This window comes from Emcibacteraceae bacterium (assembly GCA_041396985.1).
Classification (GTDB): domain Bacteria; phylum Pseudomonadota; class Alphaproteobacteria; order Sphingomonadales; family Emcibacteraceae; genus Pseudemcibacter.
In genome coordinates, this window is sequence record JAWKXO010000002.1 from 258,257 (window position 1) to 277,796 (window position 19,540).

General features: G+C 42.8%; 11 protein-coding genes. 5 read left to right on the forward strand and 6 right to left on the reverse strand.

The genetic code is table 11. The features are described 5' to 3' along the window. Positions 1 to 84 precede the first annotated feature (84 nt). Together R3D86_05835 and R3D86_05840 are read right to left on the reverse strand one after the other, a co-directional pair. A complete protein-coding gene (locus R3D86_05835) occupies positions 85 to 804 on the reverse strand; it encodes a sterol desaturase family protein (GenBank protein MEZ5757720.1) in 720 nt (239 codons plus the stop codon). A 15-nt stretch (positions 805 to 819) separates the two neighbouring features. Beyond that, complete coding sequence (locus R3D86_05840; GenBank protein ID MEZ5757721.1) at positions 820 to 978, reverse strand: DUF1674 domain-containing protein; 159 nt, start codon at positions 976 to 978, stop codon at positions 820 to 822. A gap of 173 nt (positions 979 to 1,151) precedes the next feature. Between R3D86_05840 and rsmB the strand changes: the two genes are divergently transcribed. The 4 genes from rsmB (at position 1,152) to purH (ending at position 6,637) form a co-directional block, all read left to right on the forward strand. Beyond that, entirely contained in the window at positions 1,152 to 2,444 is a 1,293-nt protein-coding gene (rsmB, locus tag R3D86_05845; protein ID MEZ5757722.1) for a 16S rRNA (cytosine(967)-C(5))-methyltransferase RsmB, read from the forward strand. Between the two features lie 24 nt (positions 2,445 to 2,468). Then, entirely contained in the window at positions 2,469 to 3,131 is a 663-nt protein-coding gene (gene rpe, locus R3D86_05850) for a ribulose-phosphate 3-epimerase (protein MEZ5757723.1), read from the forward strand. A 142-nt stretch (positions 3,132 to 3,273) separates the two neighbouring features. Then, entirely contained in the window at positions 3,274 to 4,947 is a 1,674-nt protein-coding gene (locus tag R3D86_05855; GenBank protein MEZ5757724.1) for a heparinase II/III family protein, read from the forward strand. Between the two features lie 88 nt (positions 4,948 to 5,035). Next, entirely contained in the window at positions 5,036 to 6,637 is a 1,602-nt protein-coding gene (purH, locus tag R3D86_05860; protein MEZ5757725.1) for a bifunctional phosphoribosylaminoimidazolecarboxamide formyltransferase/IMP cyclohydrolase, read from the forward strand. A gap of 47 nt (positions 6,638 to 6,684) precedes the next feature. On the opposite strand, the gene R3D86_05865 is transcribed toward purH, so the two are convergent. From R3D86_05865 to R3D86_05875, 3 genes are all read right to left on the reverse strand, one after another. Continuing rightward, positions 6,685 to 8,127: a YdiU family protein gene (locus R3D86_05865; GenBank protein MEZ5757726.1), complete on the reverse strand. Its 1,443-nt coding sequence runs from the start codon at positions 8,125 to 8,127 to the stop codon at positions 6,685 to 6,687. Between the two features lie 63 nt (positions 8,128 to 8,190). After that, complete coding sequence (locus R3D86_05870; GenBank protein MEZ5757727.1) at positions 8,191 to 12,993, reverse strand: NAD-glutamate dehydrogenase; 4,803 nt, start codon at positions 12,991 to 12,993, stop codon at positions 8,191 to 8,193. A gap of 74 nt (positions 12,994 to 13,067) precedes the next feature. Then, complete coding sequence (locus tag R3D86_05875; protein ID MEZ5757728.1) at positions 13,068 to 16,907, reverse strand: hypothetical protein; 3,840 nt, start codon at positions 16,905 to 16,907, stop codon at positions 13,068 to 13,070. Positions 16,908 to 17,159: 252 nt separating this feature from the next. Here R3D86_05875 and R3D86_05880 point away from each other — a divergent pair, with 252 nt between their 5' ends. Next, the gene (locus R3D86_05880; protein MEZ5757729.1) at positions 17,160 to 18,152 is read left to right on the forward strand and encodes an asparaginase; all 993 of its coding nucleotides are present in this window, start codon (positions 17,160 to 17,162) and stop codon (positions 18,150 to 18,152) included. Here R3D86_05880 and R3D86_05885 read toward each other — a convergent pair. Beyond that, complete coding sequence (locus R3D86_05885; GenBank protein MEZ5757730.1) at positions 18,149 to 19,525, reverse strand: Na+/H+ antiporter NhaC family protein; 1,377 nt, start codon at positions 19,523 to 19,525, stop codon at positions 18,149 to 18,151. The two genes, R3D86_05880 and R3D86_05885, sit on opposite strands and share 4 nt — an antisense overlap. Between the last annotated feature and the right edge of the window lie 15 nt (positions 19,526 to 19,540).

Below are 19,540 nucleotides of genomic sequence, written 5' to 3' on the forward strand. Positions count from 1 at the left end.
TAGGCGGATACTCTTTAAAGGGAGAAATTAATAATTCCATCACATTGAGTGGTTCATTAAAGCCAAATTCACGGAGCCCCTGCCTTAATTCTTTATAGTCCTGCGTTGGTTTATCAATATAAGTGGAAAGATCCTGTCCCAAAGGGATAAATTAAACCCATAATTGCTGTTGGTTTCAAATGACAGTTCGGAATGATGAATCCAGTGAACTTCCGGTGTGATGATAATTCGGCGAAGAGGTCTTTCAATAATTTCCGGAAGCTTGATATTGCTGTGGTTAAAGATGGCAAGGCCATTCAAAAGAATTTCAAATAGGATCACCGCCGCAACGGGTATTCCCATGATCAGAATGAATCCCATTTTAATCAGCATTGAAATGACAATCTCGATTGGGTGAAACCTTAAAGCGGAAGTGGCATCAAGCCCCAGTTCTGTATGATGCATGCGATGGAACCGCCATAACAGGGGAACCTTATGCATCATGACATGTTGAGTATAAATAAGCAGATCAAGAAATATTAAGGATATAATAAAGCTGATCCAGTAAGGAGCATATATTATATTAAAAAGCCCATAACCGTTTTCATCAGCAAATTTGGCAACACCGGCGGCAAGAAGAGGGAATAATATTTTGAGTGTCAGATTATCGAGCAGGACGATTGCAAGATTGGTAAACCATTGATTTGGGCGGCTTAATCGTCGCTTGGCCAGGGGGATTAATAATTCCAGACCACTTAATAAAACCAGGATGCCTAAAAATACACTGACTCTTATGACCTGTTCATGTTCAACCAGAAAATTCATAAATAATATATATCCTTAAAAATCCGAGGCGATGCCCTTATTTTCCCAGTCCCCATATCGGACAGGGTCCGGACCCTCACGTCCGCCCAGTTCTTTTGCAGGCGGGTCTGACTTTTCTTTGTTATGACTTTTATTTTCAGTTGTCTTTTTAGGCACAACTTTATTTTCCGTCATTCTAAACTCCAAAATAAATTACATTTAAATAGGCAAAAATAATTTGCTAAACATACACCAATGTTTGTTAAAATGAAATCAACTCCTTTATCAAAATGCATCACAATTAAAATCTATTTCTTGGCAAATGCTAAACACTATGATACTGCCCGGTTGAAAAGCGGAAAATATAAATGACCAGTGATATTAAAAGCAGGGTTGCGGCCTTAAATATAATCAAGAAAGTCCTTGATGAGGGGGCGACGCTTGAAGGTGCAATTGATAAATTCTCCAACACATTTTCTGCTCGCGACAGGGGATTTGTCCGCCATATTACCGCAATGACAATAAGACGTCTTGGACAACTTGATAAAATAATAAACCATTGTACTAAAAAGAAATTAGGCAATACACAAATGCAGGTACGCCATGTTCTCAGATTGGGAATAGCTCAACTTTTATATTCAGACGTTCCGGCATATGCGGCGGTCAACAGCTCTGTGCAGCTGGTTGAAAAATGCGTGTCCAGAAAACTTCATTATTTGAAAAACACAGTAAATGCAATTCTGCGCCGGGTAGAACAGGACCGTGAAGTGCTTTTGAAAAAATTTGGCAATACGCGACTTAATTTTCCAGCCTGGCTATTAAAAAGCTGGGATGAGCAATATGGATCGGCAGTAGTTAAAAATATCCTTAGCGCTGTGCTTTCTGAAGCTCCGCTTGATATTAGCCTGAAACCGAATTGCGACCAGAATTTCTGGGCTGCCCAACTTGGCGGCAAAGTTGTCCCGGGAGGCAGTATCAGAATATATAAAGCGGGTAAAATAACCGAACTGCCGGGTTATAATGAGGGACATTGGTGGGTACAGGATATGGCGGCCCGTATTCCGGCAACCCTGCTGGGGGCACATGCGGGCGATAAGGTGCTTGATCTTTGTGCCGCCCCTGGCGGCAAAACGGCCCAGTCGGCAGCAATGGGAGCAATTGTAACCGCGGTTGATTTTTCAGAAAGTCGTCTTGAGCGCTTAAAAGAAAATTTTGACCGGTTAACCCTTCAGGTTGACGTTGTGACGTCAGATGTGCTTACCTATAACCCATTGAAAAAATTTGACTTTATTTTGCTGGATGCTCCATGCTCCTCTACAGGAACCATTCGCCGCCATCCTGAAATACTGCATACTAGAAAACAGGATGATGTTTCAGAACTGGCAAATTTGCAGACAAAGATGCTTGATCATGCGGCTTCCTTACTCAATAAAGGTGGAATATTGATTTATTCAGTCTGTTCCATGGAAAAACAGGAAGGGCCAGATCAGATTAAAGCTTTACTGCAGCGGGACAGCTCGTTAAAACGAAAAGAGATTGTAGCAGACGAATTGCCAGGGCTTGAACAGGCAGTTCTTGAAAGCGGAGATGTCCAGACGCTTCCACATTATTATGAAGGTGGCATGGATGGCTTTTTTGTTTCCAGACTGATTAAGACGTGACTTTTAACAATATAAGGACCAAGTATGGCATCAAATATTAAAATAGCACCGTCCATATTATCGGCTGACTTTGCCAGACTTGGACAGGAAGTCGAGGTAATTACCGAAGCGGGAGCAGATTATATCCATGTTGATGTAATGGACGGGCATTTCGTGCCGAACATCACCATTGGCCCGGATGTGGTCAAGGCGATCCGTCCTCATAGCAATAAAATTTTTGATGTTCACCTGATGATTGAGCCAGTTGATCCCTATATTAATGCATTTTCGGATGCCGGGGCTGATATCATAACCATCCATGCCGAGGCAACGCCACATTTTCACCGTACTTTACAATTAATCAGGTCATTAGGAAAAAAAGCGGGGATATCCTTAAATCCGGGCACCCCTGTGGACATGATAGAAAATGTAATGGATTTGGTGGATCTTATATTGATAATGAGCGTTAATCCCGGATTTGGGGGACAGAAATTTATACCATCTTCCCTTCAGAAAATAAGTAAAGTTCGGGCAATGATCGAAAAAGAAGGTAGGCATATTGATCTTCAGGTTGATGGAGGAATTAATATCGAGACGGCACAGAAAGTAATAGATGCCGGCGCGGATGTTCTGGTGGCGGGAACTGCCACATTTACCGGCGGTCCTGAAAAATATGCTGAAAATATAAGAGCATTAAGAGGAAATTAGAACTATTAGGGACGAACAGGCTTATCACTAAACCTGAGTATGAATTTATGGTAAGGTTGGTCAACAGGCGCATATCCAGACGGAGATAAAAACTTAAATGGCCCAGCTTCGCCGAAAACCAGTCTCTTCTTCGGGTTCGAAGATGCAAAACCCTATTGCCAAAGCGCTTAGCAAGGCAAGACACAGCAGTTTTTATCATGATTTAAGTTTAAGAGGTGAAAATCCGCTTCGTCTTCTTGGTACGCCAAAAGATATCTGGTCTGGTTCCGTTACCGCTGGAACCCAGATTGTCAGCGGTAAAATTATTGCAGGCGGACATGTCCTTAAAAACCCTGATAATGCACAAAATTTGTGGTCCGGGGGAGAAATATGGAAAGCGTCAAACTTAAGTGAAAGTTGGCTTGAATATCTTCACTCTTTTTGCTGGCTAAAGGATTTAAATCAGGCGGTTGACCGTGATGGTGCCAAAAGAAGAGCGGAAAAGCTGATAGAAAGCTGGATAGATCAGAATACGCAGTGGGGGGAAATTTCATGGCGTGTTGATATTGTGGGGGAGCGAATTTCAAACTGGCTCATTTATACACCCCTAATTCTGGATACAGATGATGTTATCTACAGGGGCAGGGTATTGGATATTATGGCCCGAAGCGCCCGCCATCTTATGAAATTATCATCTGATCTTCCGGAAGGGCCGGATGCACTTAAAGCCCTGATCGGATTAATTCTAGCGGGATTATTTATACCAGGGGGTGATGAATGGTACCGGGAAGGGGTTACCCTATTAAAATTTACATTGGGTAAGGAAATTCTGGCTGATGGCGGAATTCGCAGCAGAAATCCCCAGGAACACCTTCATCTTTATATGAATCTGGTACTTCTTATACAATCGTTTCAGCAGGTTGGCAGATCTGTTCCCGAAGAATTAAAATCAGCCGTTTCAAGAATGGCCGCAAACCTGAAAGCAATTAGTCACGGTGATGGCAAATTACCATTATTTAACGGGACAACTATTCATAACCATGAAGATATTTATTCATGTCTCCTTAAATCCGGTCAGAATGATATAAATTTAAGCTCACTTGAGCAAAGTGGATTTGCCAGAATAGCGAAGGGAAAAACGATTATCCTGTTTGATGTTGGCCCTCCTGCCGAAATTGAAATGAGCCGCACCTGCCATAGTGGAACCCACTCATTTGAAATGAGCCGTGGTTCCCATCGGCTTATTGTCAATTGCGGGGACGCTTCCTTTATTGATGACACAGCGGGCTATGATCTAAGGAGCAGTTCAAGAGGATCTTCAGCACATTCAACACTGATACTCAATGATCAGGATAGCAGCACTATTCGTGAAGACGGCCTAATCGGCCGTGGTGTCTCCAGAATGGAAAGCAAAACCATTCAGGAAGATGGTCATATTCTGGTCGAGTCAGAACATGATGGCTATGTTGATCCATATGGATTTCTACATAAGCGGCTTATCTATATGAGTGAAACAGGGGAAGATATTCGCGGCGAGGATATTATTGAACAGGATACATCAAGTAAATCTATAGAAAATATACCCTATTCCGTAAGATTTCATCTTCATCCGGATATTTCTGTCACCTTAAGCAAAGCAGGCGAAATGGTTTACCTTGGCATGACGAATGGTGAAACTTGGCAGTTCAGACACCGTGGCGGGTTGCTTAAAGTAGAAGACAGCGTTTATTTTGGTGATGCCGGGAAAATTTCAGCCTGTAAACAGCTTGTTCTCTCTGGAGGAACGCAAGGGTCCGTGACGACTATTTTATGGTCCCTGAAATTAGAGGGAAATTAAGGTATTAAGCCTTGCGTGATCTTTAAAAATATACTACCACCCGCAGGGAAGAGTTTTTTTGCTGGCCTCATTCTTAAAGAGTAATTCTATGACAGATTTAACATCAAAACCAATTAAACGCGCCCTGCTTTCCGTTTCCGATAAAACGGGTCTTGTGAAACTGGGGCAATTTCTCAGTGATCAGGGAATAGAAATATTATCCACCGGCGGGTCTGCTAAAACACTTGCCGAAGCGGGGATTACCGTTAAGGAAGTGGCTTCGCACACCGGGTTTCCGGAAATGATGGATGGGCGTGTTAAAACACTTCACCCAAAAATACATGGCGGACTGTTGGCGCTTCGCACGAATGATGAACACCAGAAGTCAATGAAAGAGCATGATATCGGTGCCATAGATCTACTGGTTGTTAATCTTTATCCGTTTGAAGACACAGTAGAAAGGGGCGCGGACTTTGCAACATGCATCGAAAATATTGATATTGGCGGTCCGGCTATGATCAGAAGTGCCGCCAAAAACCATGCCTTTGTGACGGTGGTTGTTGAAATTGAAGATTTTGATGACGTCATGGCGTCCATTAAGGAAAATAATGGTGCGACATCCGCGTCACTGCGTAAAAAACTGGCAGCAAAAGCTTTTGCCAGAACCGGTTCTTATGACGCGGCTATTTCAACCTGGTTTGCCGAGCAGCTCGGTGAGACTTACCCGGAACGACTAAATATTACGGCCAAAAGAAAACAGACCCTTCGATATGGGGAAAATCCGCATCAGGACGCGGCTTTTTATGTGACCCGCAGTGCACATCCACGCAATGGAATTGCCACTGCAAGACAACTTCAGGGAAAAGAGCTTAGTTATAATAACCTGAATGATACCGATGCAGCATTTGAACTGGTTAGCGAGTTTGACCCGAAAGAAGGGCCGGCGGTCGCCATTATTAAACACGCAAATCCATGTGGTGTTGCCCGTGGCGATAATTATATTGATGCCTATAACAAAGCTCTCATTTGCGATCAAACCAGTGCCTTTGGCGGCATCATAGCACTGAACGGTAAACTGGATGCAGAAACGGCGCGTGAAATTTCAAAAATCTTCACGGAAGTGGTGATCGCCACGGATGCCGATGAAGATGCTGTTAAAATAATGGCGGAAAAGAAAAACCTGCGCCTTCTTTTAACGGGGGGTATTGCGGACCCGCGAAGCGCAGGACAAACGATCAAATCTGTTGCTGGCGGCTATCTGGTTCAAAGCCGGGATAGTGGGAAAGTTACATTAGACGACTTGAAGGTAGTCACAAAAAGAGCACCGAGCGAGCAGGAATTAAAAGACCTGCTGTTTGCCTTCACTGTCTGTAAGCATGTGAAATCAAACGCGATTATTTATGTTAAAAACGGGGCAACTGTTGGTATTGGTGCTGGTCAGATGAGCCGGGTTGACAGTGCGAAAACCGCAGTCAGAAAATCTATTGATGCCAGTGAAGCGGCCGGGCTACCATATACGATGTCCGAAGGGTCGGTTGTTGCTTCTGACGCATTCTTCCCATTTGCTGATGGCTTGCTGAGTGCGGCGGAAGCCGGGGTTACAGCGGTCATCCAGCCTGGTGGTTCAATCAGAGACGACGAAATAATCGCCGCGGCTGATGAAAAGGGACTTGCCATGGTCTTTACCGGAATGCGACATTTCCGCCATTAAGCTTGAACAATTGATCATTTTAAAAGGGCCCGTTTTACGGGCCTTTTTTATGACGAGCAGCTGATTTGCAGATGTTGGCCCCAAGGCGGCGTTTCGGCGGCATAGGAGTCAAACTCGGGCTGTTCAGAATAAGGGTTTTTGAGCACATTATAAAGCCGCGCAAGTTCGCTGTGATCACCATTTTCTGAATTTTGTATGGCTACCTGGGCAAGATAATTTCTCAATATATATTTGGGATTTATTTTTTTCATCAATTCATGACGGGCCTTGTCATTAAGGCTTTCAAGCGTTAGACGTTCGTTATAGCGTTTAAACCATGGCGCAAAATCATTGGCACAACTTTTTATTATGCATATTGTGCCGATATCTTCATGTAGGTGATACTGGCTTAACGATCTGAAAAATATAGTGTAATCAATGCCATATCCTTCCATTAGATCAAGAAGGTCTTCATAAAGTTCTTTATCGCCATTAATGTTTTCCATCAGGCCAAGCTTACGGCACATAAGAGTATGATAGGTTTTTATAAAGTTGTCCTGATAGGCCTTAAGCATATTTTTTGCAGCATCGGATGTTATTAGGGAGGAAAGGGCCTGCGCCAGAGCCTGACAGTTCCAGTGGCCGATAAGCGGTTGTCGGTTAAAGGCATATCGTCCCCGATCATCGGAATGATTACAAATATAATAGGGGTCAAATTTTTCCATAAAACCATATGGACCATAATCAAATGTCTGGCCGATGATAGACATATTGTCCGTATTCATGACGCCATGGGCAAAGCCGAAGGCCTGCCACTGCGCGATTAATGATCCTGTTTTTTCTGCAACAGTAATTACTAAATCATCATATTTGGTTTCATTCTGTGCGATCAGTGGAAAATGATTTTCAAGGGTATAATCGCAAAGTTGTCTTAGTTCATCAATTTGTTCGGTATAGGCAAAATATTCAAAGGAACCAAAGCGTATATGACTTTCACTAAAGCGCATCAGCATGGACGCATTTTCAATGGTTTCACGCTGAACAGGTTCATTACTGGTGGTCACAGCTAGAGCCCGGGTAGATGGGATGCCCAAATGATGCAGCGCTTCGCTGGCCAGAAATTCACGAATACAGGATCTGAGCACCGCACGACCATCACCCATTCTTGAAAAAGGGGTTTTTCCGGCTCCCTTTAAATGCAGATCAATAAGTGTGCCTTCTTTATTTCTGATTTGACCGATAAGGATACCCCGTCCGTCACCAAGCTGTGGGCTATAGCCGCCGAACTGATGTCCGGCATAAACCATCGCCAGAGGGGCCGCGCCTTCAGGCAAGGCATTTCCACTGAAGAATGACAATAGATCATCCAGACTATATTGGCTCAATCCCAGCGATTCTAGGGCATCGTCATTGAAAATAACAGCTTTTGGATCTGGAAGCGGATCAGGATAAAGTGACGCATAGAATCTTTCACCAAGAGCGTCATAACGATTATCGAAAATGAGGGTCATTAAGGCTCCTTATTACAGGGTGGAAATTTCCACCCTGTAATAAGAGTATAGTAAAGACATAAACTAATCCACTACAACATTACGGATTTGACGGGCAGCAAAGCCCATTTTTGTAACATTCAGTAGGCCGGAATTTTGGAAATCCTGAAGCAGTTTCTTAACCCGGATTGTAGATGATTGATTATCGCTCAGCCATTTTTTGGCAGCATTCATACAATCAACGTCACGGCAACCCTGCAGGGCATTTCGGGTTAGAATTTTCTGCTGATCCTGTAGATCACCAAGAATACTGTTAACAGCTAACCTATCCCAATGGTCCGAAGTCTCAACCATTTCCGCTTGGCTTCTGAGCCATTCAAAGCCAAGTTCTTCACCAAACATAAAGTAAACAGAAGCAATTTGTGTGACATCAACATCCAGCTCTTTTGCGACCTGAACCAGATCACAGGCAGCTGTTTTAATATCAAGGCTTGCAATATGTTGTGCAAGGGCAATATCAACATTCTGTTCCGTATACATATTACGCTTGCTGGCAAAGCTTTCATCAGAAACGGTTTCAGAAACAGTGTCCATCATAAAGAGTTCAGTAATACCAGGTTTATAATTATCAATAATTTTCTGGATTGGTTGTTTACTGTCCGTATTATTCAGGAACCAGATTGTTTGTCTGCGGGCGAATTCCTCCACATCCATCAGCATCAGGATCTGAATTGTCGCGGGCACAACATAGTCCAGCTTTTCTATCTGATCCCATAGGGTATCTAGCTCAAACACCTCACTGGTAATTATCGCGGCTCTGGCAATTTCCGCTCCGCTGGCACCGGTTTCTTCCTTAATCGCCTGAATGCCGCCACGGTTGACAATTTCATTGCAGATCACTTTAGCAATAATTTGCCGTCTGAGCTGATGATTGCCCATTTCTGATTTATATTTTTTGCTCAGCCTTTTCGGGAATGATTTGCACAGGAATTTTTCAAGATACGGATCATCAAGAAATTTACTTTCCATTAAGCTGTCATATAAGGACATTTTGGCATAAGCAATAAGGACTGAATTTTCAGGACGTGTAAGACCCAATGATTTTTCATTTCTTTCTGCCAGTTCTTCATCATTCGGAAGAAATTCCAGTTCACGGTCAAGATTTGCTGATTTTTCAAGCTCATCCAGATAACGTTCGAAACTATCGAGCTGGCGCACACTGCTATATTTGGCAAGACTGATGGCCTGTGTTTGAAGGTAATTGTCACGAAGCACCAATTCAGCGACATCGTCGGTCATTTCCTCAAGCAGCTCATCACGTTGCTTTTTGGTCATTTTCCCTTCAGCAACAATGCTGTTCAGCAGGATTTTTATATTGACCTCGTTGTCTGAGCAGTCAACACCTGCGGAATTGTCAACCGCATCGGTATTCATCATACCGCCGTTAAGACAGAACTCTATCCTGCCAAGCTGCGTACAACCAAGATTTCCGCCTTCACCAATTACTTTACAGTTCAGATCCTTGCCATTAATGCGAATAGCATCATTGGCACGGTCGCCCACGGCAGCGTTACTTTCATTGGTGGATTTTACATATGTACCGATGCCGCCGAACCATAATAAATCGACATGGGACTTTAATATTGCCCGGATCAGTTCATTCGGGGCAGCGGAATTGACATCTTCGGCAAATCCGAGCAATGATTTAATTTGCGGTGTAAGATCAATAGATTTCAGTTTACGGCTGAAGACACCACCGCCGGCAGAGATTAGTTTTTTATTATAATCTTCCCAGCTTGAACGAGGCAGATTGAACATCCGCTTTCTTTCAGCATATGATTTTGCAGGATCTGGATCTGGATCAATGAATATGTCTCTGTGATCAAATGCAGCAACCAGCTTTACCGCTTCTGAACAGAGAAGGCCATTACCGAACACATCTCCTGACATGTCGCCAATGCCGGCAACAGTAATATTGTCTTTTTGAACGTCAATGCCCTGTTCGCGGAAATGGCGCTGAACACTGACCCAGGCACCGCGCGCGGTAATACCCATTTTTTTGTGGTCGTAACCGACAGAACCGCCGGAAGCAAAAGCATCATCGAGCCAGAAACCGTAATCCTGGGCAATACCGTTGGCTATATCTGAAAATGTTGCAGTTCCCTTATCGGCCGCAACAACCAGATATGGATCATCCCCATCAGCGCGGACAACATCCCGTGGAGGAATGACATTTCCTTCTTTGAGGTTATCGGTAATATCAAGAAGGCCGGATATAAATGATTTATAGCAGGCGATGCCTTCTTCCAGAGTTTCTTCCCGAGTTGGGTTTATCGGCATCTGCTTTGGTACAAACCCGCCTTTAGCGCCAACAGGAACGATAACGGTATTTTTAACCTGCTGCGCTTTCACGAGGCCCAGAATTTCAGTACGGTAATCTTCCCGACGATCAGACCAGCGTAATCCACCCCTTGCGACAGGCCCGGATCTTAAATGAACACCTTCAAAGCGTGGGGAATATACAAAGATTTCTGCAAAAGGTCTCGGTTTAGGGGCTTCCTCTACATCACGGCTTTTAATTTTGATGGAAATATAGGGCTTCCCTTTTCCTTCATCATCGGCCTGGTAGAAGTTTGTTCTTAAAGAACAGGAAATAACATTCATATAATTTCTGAGCATCCGGTCCTGATCAAGGCTTTCCACATTCGTAAGCAGAGACTTGATTTTGGTAATTTGCTCTTTGGCTTCATTAAGCCTGTCATAATCGTCTGCAACATCAAGGCGGAATTTAATTTCGAAAAGCTCAGTTAATAATTTTGAAATATCCACATGCTGGGTCAAAGTATCCTGCATATAGGTTTCACTATAGGAACTGCCAAGCTGGCGCAGATATTTACTGTAAATTCTTAATATCAGCGCCTGCTTATATGTCATTCCGGCCCTGAAAACCAGTTTGTTAAAGCCATCATTATCGACTTTTCCTGTCCAGATGGCTATCAGAGCATCTTCCATTCGCGCTTTAAGCTCACCAAGATCAAAAGCTTTTCCGGCGGGGTCTTCCAGATAGAAATCATGAATGCTATGGACAATTTTATCTTCACCTTTACTGGTGACCACTTCGAAAGCATATTCTTCAATAACGCGAAGGCCTAAATTTTCAAGCATTGGAAGACAGTCGCTCAGGGCGATGGTATTCTGACTAGTATAAATTTTTAGCCGGATAACATTCTCGGCATCTTGAGGATCACGATAAAAGTTAAAAGCAATGTTGTTGCACAGCGGCAATTGCTCAAGCTTATCAACATCAATGACAGCGAAGCGTGGATCAAAATTTTCCTGATAGGCAGAATTAAATGACTTATTATACTTTCTGAAAAGCTGGGTGGCTTTTTCCTCGCCCCAGCGGTCAACCAAAACCTCATGAAAATAATCAGACCAGCTCTGCGCGACCTTAGAAATTCGTCTGTTTATATTATCAGTATCTGGATTTGGAACCTGTCCGGGTTTGGTTCTGATAATAAAATGCCAGCGGGCAATGCGGTCATTGCTGAGCTGGGCATAACGGGATGATAATTCACCGTTGAATGAATCACAGAGAATTTTTTCAATTTTTGTTCTTAAGATAGAATTGTAAAGATCACGTGGCACAAAAACGAGTGCTGATACAAAGCGTTCAAATTTATCTTTACGCAAAAAAGCACGACATTGCGGGCGTAAATTTAAATGAAGAATACCGATAGATGTCTGGAACAGTGTTTCTACATCAATCTGGAACAGTTCATCACGTGGTAGCGTTTCCAGAATATGAAAAAGGGCTTTTCCGTCATGGCTGTTGTAATCAAAGCCGGACCGCTCGACAACAGAACGGACTTTGCGCTCAAGATAGGGAATATATTGTGCCTGTTGATTATAACTGTCGGAAGTGAATAGCCCTACAAAGCGCGTTTCACGGATCACTTTGCCTTTCTTATCAAATTTCTTAAAGCCGATATAATCAAGATGGACAACCCTATGGACCATAGATTTTACATTGGCCTTGGTAATATACATAATTTGATCGCTGTCCATAAAATCAGTAATTTCAGGAGAAATTGCAACAAGTCCTTCAGGTCCGCGTAAAACATTTACTTTCGGATCTCTTAAGATTCCGAAGCCTTCTCCGGAAGTTGGGGTTTTTTTGTTATTATGATCATATTCCCTATAGCCGAGTAAGGTAAAATTATTTTCGGTCAGCCATTTTAGGAATGCTTGTGATTCCTTTATTTCTTCTTTTGAAACCGACTTTGGGGCTAGATTTAAATTTTCAGAAGTTTCTTCTACCTTTTTAAGGATCGGCTTCCAGTCTTCAACGGCGGCATGGATGAAATCGGTAACCTGTTTTAATTTTTCTTCAAGCTGTTTAAGCTCCTGTTGATTGCTCATGGCTGTAATTTCAATATGCATGACTGATTCAGCGCGCTTCTTGCCGCCTTTTTCAACCAGTTTACCATCTTTATCCCGACTGATTTCAAGCACGGGATGGATAAGCATATGCAATGTATTGCCGTCTTCAAGTAAGTTGGATGTAATACTGTCAATCAGGAATGGCATATCACGCGTCAGTATCTGGATAATTGTATGGGACGAAGTCCAGCCATGCTCTTCAAGGGTGGGATTGAAAATTCTGATTTTTGAGCCAACCTCGTTAAAGTCTGAAATAAATTTCCAGTTGCTTAGCGCAATTGCGTACAGTTCATTTAGTCTCAGGCTTAAATCTTCAGGGGAGGCGTTTTTGTAAAATTCGCTTACAAAATCAAGAAATTCTTTGCCCAGTGGCGATTTCATTGTTTCTTTTGTATAGTCAATGATGGTGTCGAGACGAACTTCTTTTTGGGACCAACTGCTCACAGCTTTTTCCTTTAAATAGAGAAATTATTTTTATATTGGATTTTATATTAAATGTAATTGACTTAAGAAATGGTTTATTTACGGTCATTTAGGTTGCCTTTAATAAAAGCGGCCCGCTTCAATATAGGTTCCAATTTCGTATATTTATCATCAAGTACCTTAAGAACATTAATATCGTGCCCATCTCGTTTGGCGAGAAGCAAACAAAATTCATCCACATTATTGCCAACAATAACCTTTTTCAGACGAAAACTGGCAATTGGTGCCATATCGCGAAGTATTTCACGGGCTTCTTCAACAGTTCGGGTTTTTCGCGCGGTAATATTTCCGGAAGCGCCGTGTTTGCGGATATTTCGCATTTCTTTGACGCAACCCTTTATACCACCAGGGAAATTCTTAATAAATGCATGAAATTCGCTGACATCCACATTCATATAATGTCCGATTCCCAGTGCAGCCGCATATTCGGTCAGGCGTGTTTTATCATAATCTTTGCCAAGGCAGATTTTTAACACAGGTGTGTATGGTGCGCGGTCTTGTATTTTTAAATCATTTTCTTTAACAATTGTTTCAAATGCATCGCTGGATTTTTCACAGATATCGTAAAACTCATAAATTGCCGTAAGAATGTTATATAGAGAATCACGGCTTCGATTGTGATTGGCATCTTCTTTCTTGATATACCCAACAACCTGTTTAAGGGTATCTCTTAATTGCGGCAAAGTCTGCCCCTGAGTTTCTTCCGTCTCGGACGACTCGATTTCAGGCTTTGCTGTCTCCATGCTGTCTATTTGATCTTCAATTACTGGCTTCGTCTCTAATTCGTCAGATTGCTCTGAAACGAAATCTTCTTTCTCCTGTTCCTGGGTTGGTTCGAATTCAGCTGACAGGGTTTCATATTCATCTGATGGAGGTTCAATAAAGTCCACCACAGGCTCATCAATTTGGTCTACCAAAGCGGAAAATTCATCGACTGTCTCGGTTTTGCCAATGTCATCTTCAGTTTCAGGGTATTCTTCGAATGCAATTTCATGAGAGCTTACAACAAAGTCGTCGAGTTTCGGCTCTGCTTCATGTTCTTGTGAAGCGTCTATTGGATCTTTAATTTCGATTGATGCAGGTTCAATATTTTCAAGTGCTTCAATTCTCCCCAGCACCTGTTCCGCGACATCGTTGTCACTTTTGTCTCTAATCGTTCTGGGTGACATCCTTTCCATCGCGCGCTCAATAACGCTTCCTCGCCTTTTAGGCTTTTCAGCTTTGGTATCGGCAATTTCCTCGGATGCAGTGGTGGAAGCCAAATTGGCGGAGCCTGTTTTGTACGGTTGGACTGTCGCGATTTCATTGACTTCAAACGAATTCAGATCAGAATCTGACGGCATACTATGTTTTAAAGCATCATCAAACTCGACATATATCTCCTGTTCGCCCGCATCAAGAATTTCGAGTGACTGGTCTGGGGTCACTTCTGCACTGAAAGTAATGTCCGTTTCTTCAATAGGCGCCGGAGTATCAATCTCATCATAGGAAGGTACTTCTTCAAGCATAGTTTCATTTGCAGTGGCAATATCAATATCTGCCACTTCTTCACATAAAACTTCATCTTCAGGATCAGTTGTGCTGATCAGTACATCTTCGTGACTATCGGCATCAAAGCTATCCTCGCTCACAATTTCCTCTGAAAGGCTCCCGGCTGAAGCGATGTTCTCTTCATTCTGAACGACATTTGCCAGATCTTCATTTTGCTTCTGCTCTTCGTGCAAAGCCTGTTCACGGATATAGGCCTGATCAAATTTGCGCTCGGCAATTATACTTTGCATTAATTCTTCAATGGAAAGATCATCATCGTCAGCACTTTCATAGTCAGCACGACTATCCGATTGTTCGACATCGACTGTCGTCTGGTGCTCTTCTTCGCTTGAAGGGACCAAATCTTCTACCGCTTGATCAGTTACGTCCTCGGTGATATTTTCTTCATTGATAAGTTCTTCAGGTTCAGAAACTTCGAAATCTGATCCAATATCAACAGCGGCCTCAATTTCATGATCTTCTGTATCTTCAATTTTATTAAGATCATTTGTGTTTTCTATTTTGAATTCTTCGACAGCAATGTCCTCAGCCAACAAACTCTCTAAAGTTTTTGGTTTTTCATCAATTTGTGGTTCTGATGTTAATTCATTTATAAAGTCGTCTTCAAATGAAGCAGAATCTTCTACATCAAGGAAATCCTTGATTTCCTTATTTTCATCGAAATCAGTTATAAATGAAGGTTCTCCGGAATCGTCTGATAGAACGTCTTCCTCTGCCATTTCGGTCAGTTCCAGAATATCATCTATTTCATCGTCAAAGTCGTCTTGCTGAAGATCACTTTCCTCAGTTGCCATTATCTCTTCATCACTTACAGTGGTTAGCACGTTTTCTTCTTCTGAAATCGCACTATCATTTGGCGAATGGTGTTCTTCGGACGCTGAATTGTCAGCATCCAAGGTTTCCGATTGATCCGGATTTTGCTGGTCTTCTATATCGCCAGCCCACCGTTCTATATCATTTTCACTAAATTCAGCTTCTATTAAATCGTTCTCTGCAGTCTCGGTGTCATCTTCTCTGTTTTGGATTGCATCAACCAATGCGCTGAATGAGGAAAGATTATCTTCATGATGGCCACTTTCCGTTACTTCTTCCAGTTCTTCCAAATTATCTGTCTCGGACAACATTATCTCATCTTCTTCATCCAAATCAGATTTACTTATTTCTGTTTGCTCTTCCATAGGAAGGAACACTTTACGGCGAAGGCCACCCGTTGATGCGGACTGATAGGCACTTTCCGTGTTGCCGGAAAGACCTTCGGTTTCGTCATAAGTTGGCTCAGCTTCCAATATATGGGAATTGTCTATTTCTGCTTCGGCGTCTGCTTCGGAGCTCAGGAAAGCTTCTTCATTTTCTTCGCGAATAAGAAGATCTTCATTTTCCGTTATGTGCTCATATTCTGGTGTCAGAAGAGCTGCCTTTTCAGGGCCTTCTTCATCAGCTATTTCAGAACTAAAATCATCATCACCCAGATCAAGTTCATCAGTGACAATCTCAGACTCAGTAGATGCAAAATTTTCGTCTTCATCCTCAGCTTCAATATCTAGGGCAAGGATATCATCATCATTTTCTGCTGTTTCTGTTTCGGCATTAATATCCACATCGAAATCAGATAATGCAACTTCGTCAGTGATTTCTTCTACTGTAAACATTTCATCTTCAGCAGTGATTTCCTGTTCTGAAACCTCATCAGTCACATCAGTTTCAAGGAATTCATCATTAAATTCTGCTTCTGCAAATTCAGCCGTTTCTTCATCAGCGGTGGCCGCAGTTTCATAATCCTGTTCGGATTCGGGTTCATAATCTTCCCGGCCTTGCGCAATCTGACGCATCAATTCTTCAATAGTTGGCTTGGTGTCATCAAGAGTAACGTCCTTTTCCAGAATCCAGCGAACACCACCAAGAATAAAATTAATATTTTTATTATCATCACTGAAGGGAAGAAGAATACCTCGATAAAGGGCTTTTTCGCCTTCCTTATTTACAAACTCAGCCTCAAAAGCGATCGGTACACGGTTCGCCAGAACTTCCATATAATGATCAGTTACGCGGCTGAGCATAGTACGGCGGGGAACGCTTTTGACCGGTTTGTTTGTAAGGTCCTCATCCAGGTCTTCCATCAGGTCCTGTCCGATTACCTGGAAAGTTGGATTATCCTGACCATTACGCAGATCAAGAAGAACCAGGTTTTTCTTAAAAGGCGCAATTTCATTTCGGTTCATATTCTTTAAGGCAGGCAGACCGGATTCACCAGCGAGTTTTTCCCAATATTCATACAAACAGAATGTAATGCGGCGTTCTTGACTTAAATCTTCTACTGCGCTCATTTTTTAACGTACCACTTAAACCTTATTCATTAACCGATTGAATTTGATCAAAAAGTAGCGATCAATATTCTCAGACAACTTTAACATTAACTATATTAATATAATATTTAAAAAAACAACATTTATTCTAAGTCATTGTTATAAAGGAAAATTATTTTTTCTGATTTCAGAAGTTAATAGACAACTTTAAAAAGACTCGAATAAGGTATAAATATATTCATATTAATTGGGCAAAAATTAGGAGAATTTATAATGGATGAAATGTTGTCTATTTCAGTCGTTTTGCTTGGGGGCACAATCTCCATGGCCCCTGCAAAAAATAAAAAGGGCAATTCTGATGAAGGTGTGGTTCCTACCATCTCGGCAGATGAGCTTTGTAGTGCCGTTCCGGGAATTGAGAATATTGCCACCATTAATCCCAAAAGCGTCAAACTGGTTGCGAGTGCCAATCTGGAGATGATGGATGTCCTTTTATTAAAAGATATAATTGAAGAGTTGGCTGAAAAAGACAACTCGGATGGGGTCGTCATCATTCAGGGAACGGATACATTGGAAGAAATGGCTTTCGCACTTGATCTTATTCTTGATGTTAACATTCCCGTGATTTTTACGGGAGCGATGAGAAGTGCGAATATGGTCAGCGCTGATGGTCCTGCAAATATTCTCGGGGCGGTGATTGCGGCAACCTGTAAACCGCTCGCCAAGTCAGGAGTGGTTGTTGTCATGAATGATGACATTCATGCAGCAAGGTTTGTTCAGAAATGCCACACCCGTGATGTGGGTGCTTTTAAATCTTTAAATGGTGGTAAAGTGGGTCAGATTTGCGAAGGAAATGTATTGTTATCGTCTCCTGTAGAGAAAAGACGGTCATTTCAGATTCTGGATAATCAATCTGTTCCTAAAGTTGGTCTGATAAAGGCAACTTTGGGAGATCCGGGAGATATACTTGAATATTATATGTCCGAGAACTATCAGGGCCTGGTCATAGAAGCGTTCGGTGCCGGACATCTTCCTGAGAAGTGGCTTCTCCTTCTTGACAGGATGATCGCCAAGATGCCAGTTATCCTCTGCAGCAGAACAGCGGAAGGACCAGTTTTTGAAAAAAGCTATGGCTATCCGGGGGCGGAAATTGATCTTATCGCCAGAGGACTTGTCCCGGCAGGTATTCTTGATGGCGCCAAAGCCCGCCTTTATATGATGATCAACATCATGGCAGGTCAGGAACTTAGAAAACCTGATTATTAAATGACAAAAACACCCACAATGATATAGACAAAAAAGGTCAGAACCCCGCCGAGCATGGCATAAGGCAACTGGGTCCTCACATGATCAAGCAATGTGCACCCGGCCGCTACAGACGAAATCATAGTCGTATCAGAAATTGGGGAACAATGATCGCCAAATACACCGCCGCCAAGGATTGCTGAAATCACAAAAGCGGGTGGCAGGCCCAGTGTATGGATCAGGGGAACCCCAAGCGGAATCATAAGGGCAAATGTACCCCAGGAAGTTCCGGTGGTAAAAGCCATAATCGAAGACGCCAGAAACAGCATCGGCACAATCATTATCAGAGGCAGATTTTCACCGGCAATTCCGGCAACAAAAGCCCCGGTGCCAAGCACTTTAAGGCTGGAGCCAAGTGCAAGTGATAACAATACGATCGTGACCAGCTGTAAAAGCTCATTCATTCCCTTAAAACCGATTTCAACAAGCCTTATATGGGTAAAACGGCCGCTGCTTAGCATCATCACATAGGCGACGAGGCAGGAGAGGATAGTGGCATAGAGGATAGATTGGGATCCGTCACCGTTACGGATAACGCCATCACCGCTCCAATACATAAAAGCAAAAATAAGTCCGATTAGGGTCAGGAGCGGGACAACCATAAAGCTGGCACGACTTGCCGGGAATTCAGGGGTTGGATCCTCTTCGATAGCATGCTGGGTTCTTTCTTCCGCTTCCTTCATTGGCCCGACAAGCTTATCACTAAGGATTGTATAAAGGACAATCAGTAACGCAATCCAGGCATAAAAATTATAAAATATTGTCCCGACCAAAGTTGTTTCCGGATTTTCAAGGCCGTTTGCATTAAGATTGGCCAGGACAACCGCCCCCCAGCCATTCATCAGGATCAGCATACAGACCGGAGCGCTGGTACTGTCAATAATATAGGCCAGCCTTTCCCGGCTCATACCAAATTTGTCAAACAGGCCGCGCGAGACGATTCCGGCCGTAATCACACTCAGGTTGCTTTCAACAAAAAGCACGATACCGATAATAAATGACATCATACCGGCCTGGCGTTTTGTTTTGGTTATGCCTTTATTGATTAACAAATCTACCATAGCGGTCACCCCACCCGAATGACGCAAATAGGCAATCAGGCAACCGATAATCAGCGAAAACATCAGGACACGGGTGCTGTCAGGGCTGGAAAACACATTAACAATACGCTCAATTGTGGCAATTGGTGCCATTGCTATATTGACATCGGAAGCATCAATAATCAGCAGAAGTTCGGACGTAAAAATGGCGGCAAGCAAGGCTATGATTACCTCTTTTCGCCATAATACTATACTGATCGCCACGACTTGAGGTAAAATTGTCAACCAACCCATATTCCGCCCTTCACA

Excerpts from the sequence above, each read along its gene's own strand:
- R3D86_05835 (MEZ5757720.1), bottom strand. The coding sequence starts at position 804 with ATGAATTTTCTGGTTGAACATGAACAGGTCATAAGAGTCAGTGTATTT.
- rsmB (MEZ5757722.1), top strand. The coding sequence starts at position 1,152 with ATGACCAGTGATATTAAAAGCAGGGTTGCGGCCTTAAATATAATCAAG.
- R3D86_05840 (MEZ5757721.1), bottom strand. The coding sequence starts at position 978 with ATGACGGAAAATAAAGTTGTGCCTAAAAAGACAACTGAAAATAAAAGT.
- R3D86_05855 (MEZ5757724.1), top strand. The coding sequence starts at position 3,274 with ATGCAAAACCCTATTGCCAAAGCGCTTAGCAAGGCAAGACACAGCAGT.
- rpe (MEZ5757723.1), top strand. The coding sequence starts at position 2,469 with ATGGCATCAAATATTAAAATAGCACCGTCCATATTATCGGCTGACTTT.
- purH (MEZ5757725.1), top strand. The coding sequence starts at position 5,036 with ATGACAGATTTAACATCAAAACCAATTAAACGCGCCCTGCTTTCCGTT.
- R3D86_05880 (MEZ5757729.1), top strand. The coding sequence starts at position 17,160 with ATGGATGAAATGTTGTCTATTTCAGTCGTTTTGCTTGGGGGCACAATC.
- R3D86_05875 (MEZ5757728.1), bottom strand. The coding sequence starts at position 16,907 with ATGAGCGCAGTAGAAGATTTAAGTCAAGAACGCCGCATTACATTCTGT.
- R3D86_05865 (MEZ5757726.1), bottom strand. The coding sequence starts at position 8,127 with ATGACCCTCATTTTCGATAATCGTTATGACGCTCTTGGTGAAAGATTC.
- R3D86_05885 (MEZ5757730.1), bottom strand. The coding sequence starts at position 19,525 with ATGGGTTGGTTGACAATTTTACCTCAAGTCGTGGCGATCAGTATAGTA.